The sequence below is a fragment of the Pseudomonas sp. GM33 genome (assembly GCF_000282295.1).
Taxonomy (GTDB): Bacteria; Pseudomonadota; Gammaproteobacteria; order Pseudomonadales; family Pseudomonadaceae; genus Aquipseudomonas; species Aquipseudomonas laurylsulfatiphila.
The window spans coordinates 1-6563 of the sequence record NZ_AKJO01000163.1; the positions used below are offsets into that span (position 1 = coordinate 1).

General features: G+C 62.7%; 5 protein-coding genes. All 5 read right to left on the reverse strand.

The window, feature by feature from the left end; genetic code table 11:
• A partial coding sequence (locus tag PMI26_RS32055) for a hypothetical protein (protein WP_238540841.1) occupies nucleotides 1-237 on the reverse strand: 237 nt, incomplete at its 3' end.
• Nucleotides 218-1603 (reverse strand): DUF1254 domain-containing protein, encoded by a 1386-nt coding sequence (locus PMI26_RS03920; RefSeq protein WP_007979226.1) that lies wholly within the window; start codon nucleotides 1601-1603, stop codon nucleotides 218-220. The genes PMI26_RS32055 and PMI26_RS03920, both read right to left, overlap by 20 nt.
• Nucleotides 1600-2949, reverse strand: coding sequence for a DUF1254 domain-containing protein (locus tag PMI26_RS03915; protein WP_007979228.1), 1350 nt, complete (start codon nucleotides 2947-2949; stop codon nucleotides 1600-1602). The genes PMI26_RS03920 and PMI26_RS03915 overlap by 4 nt, the downstream gene beginning before the upstream one ends.
• Before the next feature lie 158 nt (nucleotides 2950-3107).
• On the reverse strand, nucleotides 3108-4445 hold the full coding sequence (locus tag PMI26_RS03910) for a DUF1329 domain-containing protein (protein WP_007979230.1): 1338 nt from the start codon (nucleotides 4443-4445) through the stop codon (nucleotides 3108-3110).
• Nucleotides 4446-4456: 11 nt separating this feature from the next.
• A complete protein-coding gene (locus PMI26_RS03905) occupies nucleotides 4457-6283 on the reverse strand; it encodes a DUF1302 domain-containing protein (RefSeq protein ID WP_007979233.1) in 1827 nt (608 codons plus the stop codon).
• Between the last annotated feature and the right edge of the window lie 280 nt (nucleotides 6284-6563).

Genomic DNA, 6563 nt, shown 5'->3' on the forward strand with positions numbered 1-6563 from the left:
GCGAGCGTTTTTTGCTTCCTTTTTTAGGCGCTTGTAAAAAAGGGAGTCGCCGTAAGGGCGAAACCGCCAGCCGCCGTTACCGAAGAAACGGATATGTACACAGCCAACAAAAGACAGGTCGCCTGACACTCCGCCTTCGCGAGCAAGCCCGCTCCCACAGGGATCCAGGTTGTCCACTACAGGTTTGAACGACACAAATCCAATGCAGGCGCGCAGCTCAGGCAGATACCACTTCAACCCCCGGCATTCGCCAGCGCTGATTGACCACCTGCTGCCCGGGCCCATACAGGCGCAAGACCAGAGTGAACGCCCCACTCGCCGGCGTCGGCAACCAGTTGCTCTGCTCGGCCGGCGTGGCGTTCTGCAGGATCAACGTCAGCCCACCGTCCGCGTCCATCTGCATAGGATCCCGGCTGCTCAGGCAATAACGATTGATCGGGTTGGCCACCAGTTGCCGGTCCGGCAAGTCATACAAGGTCAGCGACCAGAACTCGCTGGCAGGCGGCAATTGACCCGGTGCAAAACGCAAACGATAGCTTCGCCCGCCCTGCAAGGGTTGCCCCTGATTATCCACACGAGTGCCGGTGTAGAAGGCCTCCTCCACACTGTTACCGTAGATGCCGACATTCGCCGCGACAGCGCGGTTGAGGTAATTGCCGTCCAGCGCTTCGCGAGTGCCGAACAGACCGAGGGTGGTGCGGACCTGGCTGACCGCCGTTTGCAGTTGCGCCTGGGCGTCCTGAATCCCGGCGAGCAGTGCCTTGCGTGTGGCTGGCGGCAACGTCGCCGGGTCGAAGCCCTGGCCGGGCACGATGCCGATCCGCGCAAAGCGTGCGCGCAGGGCTTGCTCGGACGGTTGCGTCGGACACAGGCTGAGGATCTGATTCAACGCCGGGATAAACTCCAGCCCCAACCCGGTCTTGCTGTCCCAGGGTTGCCAGTCAATGGCTGGCGCAGCCACGGGCGGTGCACTGCCGATGTAGTCATGCAACGAACGCAACTCGTATTGCTGCTGCAAGGCACGCACCGCCGGCAGGTCCTCGGCGTTTTTCAGGCCCGTTCGGCCAAGCACCATGACGATTTCGGTTTCGCTGCGCAGCACGGCCGTGACGCCGTCCGGTATCTGTCCTTGCCAGTCGGGTCCGGCGATCAGGTAGTTTCCCGCCTCGCGCCCGGTGCTGAGCACGCCGACATAGGCAAAGTTGTGGGTGTACTGGTCGACCAGTTGCAGCACGTAATAGCGGTCGTCAGGCACGGCCGGCACACTCAACACTTGCGGCTCGCTGCGCATGTCGAGCCAGGCCCAAGAGTACGGCGTGTCGTTGTTCGGCGTGACGATGTCGCGATTGCTCGGGGTGAACAGCTCACCGTAGTGACGGAACCGGTTGAAGCCGCCGACGTATTCCGGCGCAGACGCGTTGAGCGCCTGCTTTTCCATGGTCTGGTAATGCATGAGCATGGGGTACGCGTAAATCCACGCCTCTTTGGCAATCTGGCGAAGGTCATCGGAATCAGCGGCCAGCAACCAGCGTGGAAACATCAGGCTGCCTCCCAATACTCCCATGCTGCCCAGCACCCGGCGGCGACTGAAAATCAGGTTCACGGTTCGATCCTCGCAATCGTCGGCAACTGATAACTCCCGTCCAATGCCCCGCCCTTGGGCAGGTACAGGCGCAACAGCAGGTTGAACGGACCTTGCGGCGTCGGCAGCCAGTTGCCCTGCGGCGCATCCTTGGGCGCATCGGCTTGCAGGCTCAGGGTCAAGCCGCCGTCGGCATCGTATTGTAGACCAGGGCTGCGGTCGCCCAGGGCATAACGCTGGATCGGGTTGGCGGCGAGCAGTTGGGTTTTGCCGTCGTACAAGGTCAGTGACCAGAACGCATTCACCGGTGGCAATTGCCCGGCGGGGAAATGCAGGCGATAGGCGTGCTGGCCGCTGAGCATCTGCCCCTGGGCATCGTGCAGCGCCATCGGGTACAGCGCTTCCAGCGCATCGTTGGCGTAAATGTAGCGCCAGGCGACCGCGGCACGGGTCAGGTCGTCGTCGCCGAACTTGCCGACGTTGGACGGCGACGGCAACCAGCCCTGCTGTTCCACCGACAGCTGGCTGGACGCGGCGCGCACTTGCTCGCGACCGGCTTCGGCGCCTTGGGCGACGGCTTCGTGCAAATCCGCCGGCGCCTGGAAGGTGGCGCCCGGCTTCACACCGATGGCGGCGAAACGAGCCAGCTTTTCCTGCTCGCTGGCGCTCCACTGGTGCAGCGGCGCCAAGGCGTTGAAGGTGCTGAACAGCGCCTGCGCCGGCCCCTGTTTGGTGTCCGCATACGCTGGAAGCTGCAGCGCTGGCAAGGGTTCAGGCGCCGCGCCGCCGCTCAGGGTGGACAGTGGTTGCAAGGCGTAGCCCTTGAGCACTTGAGCGGCGTCTTTCTGATCCGCTTCGCCCTTGACCTCGGTGCGCCCCAACAGGAACACCAGGCGGCTCGGCGAGCGAATCACGCCGCTGAAACCCGATGGCACGTCACCCTTCCAGTCCGGCCCGGCGATCAGGTAGCGCCCCGCTTTGTCACCCGTGGCGCGGGTGCCGATGTAGTCGAGGTTGTCGGTGCGCATGTCGACCAGTTGAAAGCTGTAGTAGCGCCCCTGCACGGCCGGCACGTCCAGCACCATCGGTTCGCTGCGCAAATCAAGCAAGGCTCGGGAATAGAAGGTGTCGTTGTTCGGCGACACCACTTTGTTGTCCTGCGGGCCGAGCAAGCGCGGTTCGCTGTAGAGCCGGTTGAACGGCAGCCTGGCGGCGATGGCGCTGAGCACTTTGTCGTGCTCGACGGTGGCGTAGGCGAACACGTAGGCCTCCCGGGCCAGTGCCTTCGCCTGGGGTTGATCGAGGGTTGCAGCGTGAACGGTACCCAGGCTTGCGCCCAGGGCAAGAGCGGATATCCAGTAGCGCACGGTAGATCTCCTTGGCAGATACAGAGCACACCACCGTCTCCTGTGGGAGCGAGCCTGCTCGCGAAAGCGGCGTTTCAGGCGACATACAAGTCGACTGGCAAGCCCTCTTCGCGAGCAGGCTCGCTCCCACCCTGGGTGTGCGATGGTCAGGTAAAGGGTTACTTGGCCCAGCGCCGCAGGTCCGACGGGGTGTAGTCGTCGGTCTTGGCGGCGAAGCCCACGCGCATCGGTTCGGTCTCTTCGTTGGCCAGGCCGCCGGCGTAGTAGCGTCCGGAGATCAGGTCGTAGGAGGTTTCCAGCACGTTGTAGGTGAAGCCGTGGTCGTACTGCTGGATCGCATGCAGTTCACCGCTGCGCCACAGTTCACCGCGGCTGTCGTACTGGTCCGACTGGGCGATCTGCCAGCTGTCCTCGTCCACATAGAAGCGGCGCTTGGCGTAGATGTGCCGGGCACCCGGCTTGAGGGTCGCTTCCACCACCCACACCCGATGTTTCTCGTAGCGGGCCAGGTCCTGGTTGACGTGGTTGGGCTGGATCACGGCGTCGTACTTGAGGTCGCGGCTGCCGATCTTGTAGCTGTTGTAAGGGATGAACAGCTCTTGCTTGCCCACCAGTTTCCAGTCGAAACGGTCCGGTGCGCCGTTGTAGCCGTCGATGTTGTCGGCGGTGATCAGGCCATTGCTGTAACGGGCGCTGTTGTCGTAGGCGATCATCGGCGCACGACGCACGCGACGTTGCCCCGGCAGGTATTGCCAGGCCGAACGCGGCTCGGCGACCTGGTCGATCGGCTCATGCACCAGTACCGCTTCGCCGGACAGACGCGCCGGTTCCAGGACCCGACTCTTGAACATGAACAGGATGTTGGAACCTGGCTCCAGTCCGCCCACGGTGTCGGCGAAGTTGATCAGCGACTGGTTTCGCACGTAGCTGGTGGCACCGTTTTCGCGCACCAGCGCGGCGCTGCTGATGCGCTCGTAGCTGCCGCCGCGATAACGGGTCATGTGGTTCCACATCACTTCCAGGCCTTCGGTGGGCAGCGGAAACGGAATGCCCCTGGCGTAGTCATGCAGACCGTTGCCACCATCGGCCATGCTGGTCTTGGCCACGTTGTCGCGGCTTGCCGCCAGCACATCCTTGGGCAGGTTGGCACTGCGATGGGTCGGGTAGATGTTCATCTTGTAGGTGTCGGGAAAACGCTTGAACAGCGCGATTTGCCCGGGGCTGAGAAACTTCTCGTACTGCGCCACATTTTTTGCCGTGACGGTGAACAAGGGCTTCTCGGCCGCGTAAGGGTCGCTATAGCCGCCCTTGCTGTCGACGGTGCCGGCGTTGCTCGCCAGGCCACCGGTCCAGGCCGGAATGCTGCCGTCGGCATTGGCTGCCATTTCCGAGCCCATGGGGGTCAGGGTCTTGCCCAGGGCCGCCGAATCGGTGCCTTTGGCCTGAGCCAGGCCGACGGTGCAGGCCAGGGCCAGCACGCACAATTGCATACGCATAACGGTTCTCCTTAGAAGTCTGCCTTGATGCTGACGGATGCGAAATCGCGGTCGTCGAGGGTGCTGTAGTCGTTGGTACCGAAGAAGGCGTTGTAGGCCAGCTCCACGCTGTAATCGTTCATGTAGACGCCGGTCAGGCTCACGCCCAGCGCTTGCTGGCCTTCCTGGAACGGCCCTTGCGGATCGTAGGAATAACCCTCGACGTCATGCCGCCAGTTGACGGCCGGAATCAGGTTGATGCCCGGCAACACATCGCTGTATTCGAGGCTGGCGCGCAGGCGATAACCCCACGACCACTCGGTGGCAAAGCCCTTGTCGGTGCAGTACTGGTTGGTGACCCCGGAGGCCACGGTGTTGCACGGCGTGCCATTGCGCGGAGCACTGCGGCCGAACGCGGCGCTACGGCCCAGGCGCTCGTCCCCCAGATCCTCGATGTGCACGACACCGGCTTCACCGAACAAGCTCAGACGCGTGGCGCCCAGCACGTTGTCGATGGCCTGGGTGGCCGAGCCGGTCATCTGCCAGACACCCTTGCGTTCCCAGGCATCGAACTGGCTGCCATTGGTGGTGCTGAAACCGGGCGGCAATTGCACCCAGGAACTGCCCCCCGGCCCGGAAATCACGGCGACGTTGACGTCGGGTGCGTTGATCGCGATCGGCATGTTCGGCCGATAGCTCAGCTCACCCGCCAGGGAAATCCCGGTGACCGGTTCGACGCCGTTGAGGCTGATGCCGTACAGGTGAATATTTTCCGGGAACGCCGCCGCATAGCTCGGCCCCTGGATGCCACCGGGGAAGGTGCCGGGCAAGGAAGTGTTCCTGGCGTTGAGGGTGAAATACGGCAACCGCGAGTGATAGTTGATGTAGTAAAACGCCGCTTCGGCATCGTTCAGCGCCGGGATCATCTGACGCAGGGCGAAGCCGAACTGGCCGTAATCGGACGGCGACTCATTGCCCCGGGACGTCGCGAACAAACCCGCGGCCTGCATCTGATCATCGGTCTGCACCTGACTCAGGTACAACGGCCCGCACCCCGGCTGAATCACGTCGCTGCTGGCGAAGAAAGTGCCGCAACCGTCGAGGACACTGGGCCGCCAGTTGTACTGGTAGAAACCTTCGAGGTTGGTGGTGTCGGTCAGGCCGAAGCTGAAGGACACCATCTCCACCGGCAACTGGCCTTCCTTGATTTCCACGCCGGGACGGTTGAACGCCGAGATGTCCAGCGGGTTGATCACGTTGATGCCGTTCTGGATCAACAGCGCCTCGCCCCAGGACAACACCTGGTTGCCGACCTTCACGTTCAGCGGATGCTCGGCCACCTGGAAATCTTTCCAGACGTAGGCGTCGAGGACCTGGAAGCCCTTGAACTTCGACAAGTCGTCCCAGCCCGAATCGTCGAAATCCTTGAAGCGGCCGTTGCCGGTTTCATAGGCGTGGTCGTACCAGTATTTGAAGCGCAGGAACGCGCCCTGGCCCTGGCCATCGAGACTGAAATCGGTGAGGCCCTTGAACAGCTGCGAGATGGGATCCCCCTTCTCGAAGTTCAGCCGGTTGTCGTCGGCGCTGACGCTGGTGCCATTGGCATTCACGCCCTGGGCCTGCAAGGCGTTCGCGCGGGTCATCAGGCTTTTGTCGGGGTTTTGCGTCGACCAACTGCTGCCCAGGCTCAGACTGGTTTTGGTCGACAGGCTCCAGTCTTCGTTGAGGTCAAAGGTGGTGGCGCAGGCCGGCCCCGTGAGTACGGCAAGAATCGCCAACGCAAGCGGTTGCGGGCGGGTATGGCCAAGCCGGGGAAGTCGTTGGCGGACTCCGGCTGTGGCCGAGCTTTTTTTTATCATTATTGGGCTCCGGTCAGGTTTGCTCAGCCCGGACACGGTGCCCAACTATCGACCGCTACACGCAAGCGATGGCCGACAAAAAATAATCATCGGGGGGATCTGCGGGGCGGGGGTATTTTTTTGAAGGTGTACATATCCATTCGGCCGCTGATGGTTCCGCCCTTACAGCGGGGCACTTGGAAAAACGGAACGCCGCCCGGCCTGTAGGAGCGAGCTTGCTCGCGATGGAGGTCAACGATGACGCGGGGAGCCTGACACCCCGCGGTGCTCTCAGGTTTTT

Excerpts from the sequence above, each read along its gene's own strand:
- PMI26_RS03905 (WP_007979233.1), bottom strand. The coding sequence starts at position 6,283 with ATGATAAAAAAAAGCTCGGCCACAGCCGGAGTCCGCCAACGACTTCCC.
- PMI26_RS03910 (WP_007979230.1), bottom strand. The coding sequence starts at position 4,445 with ATGCGTATGCAATTGTGCGTGCTGGCCCTGGCCTGCACCGTCGGCCTG.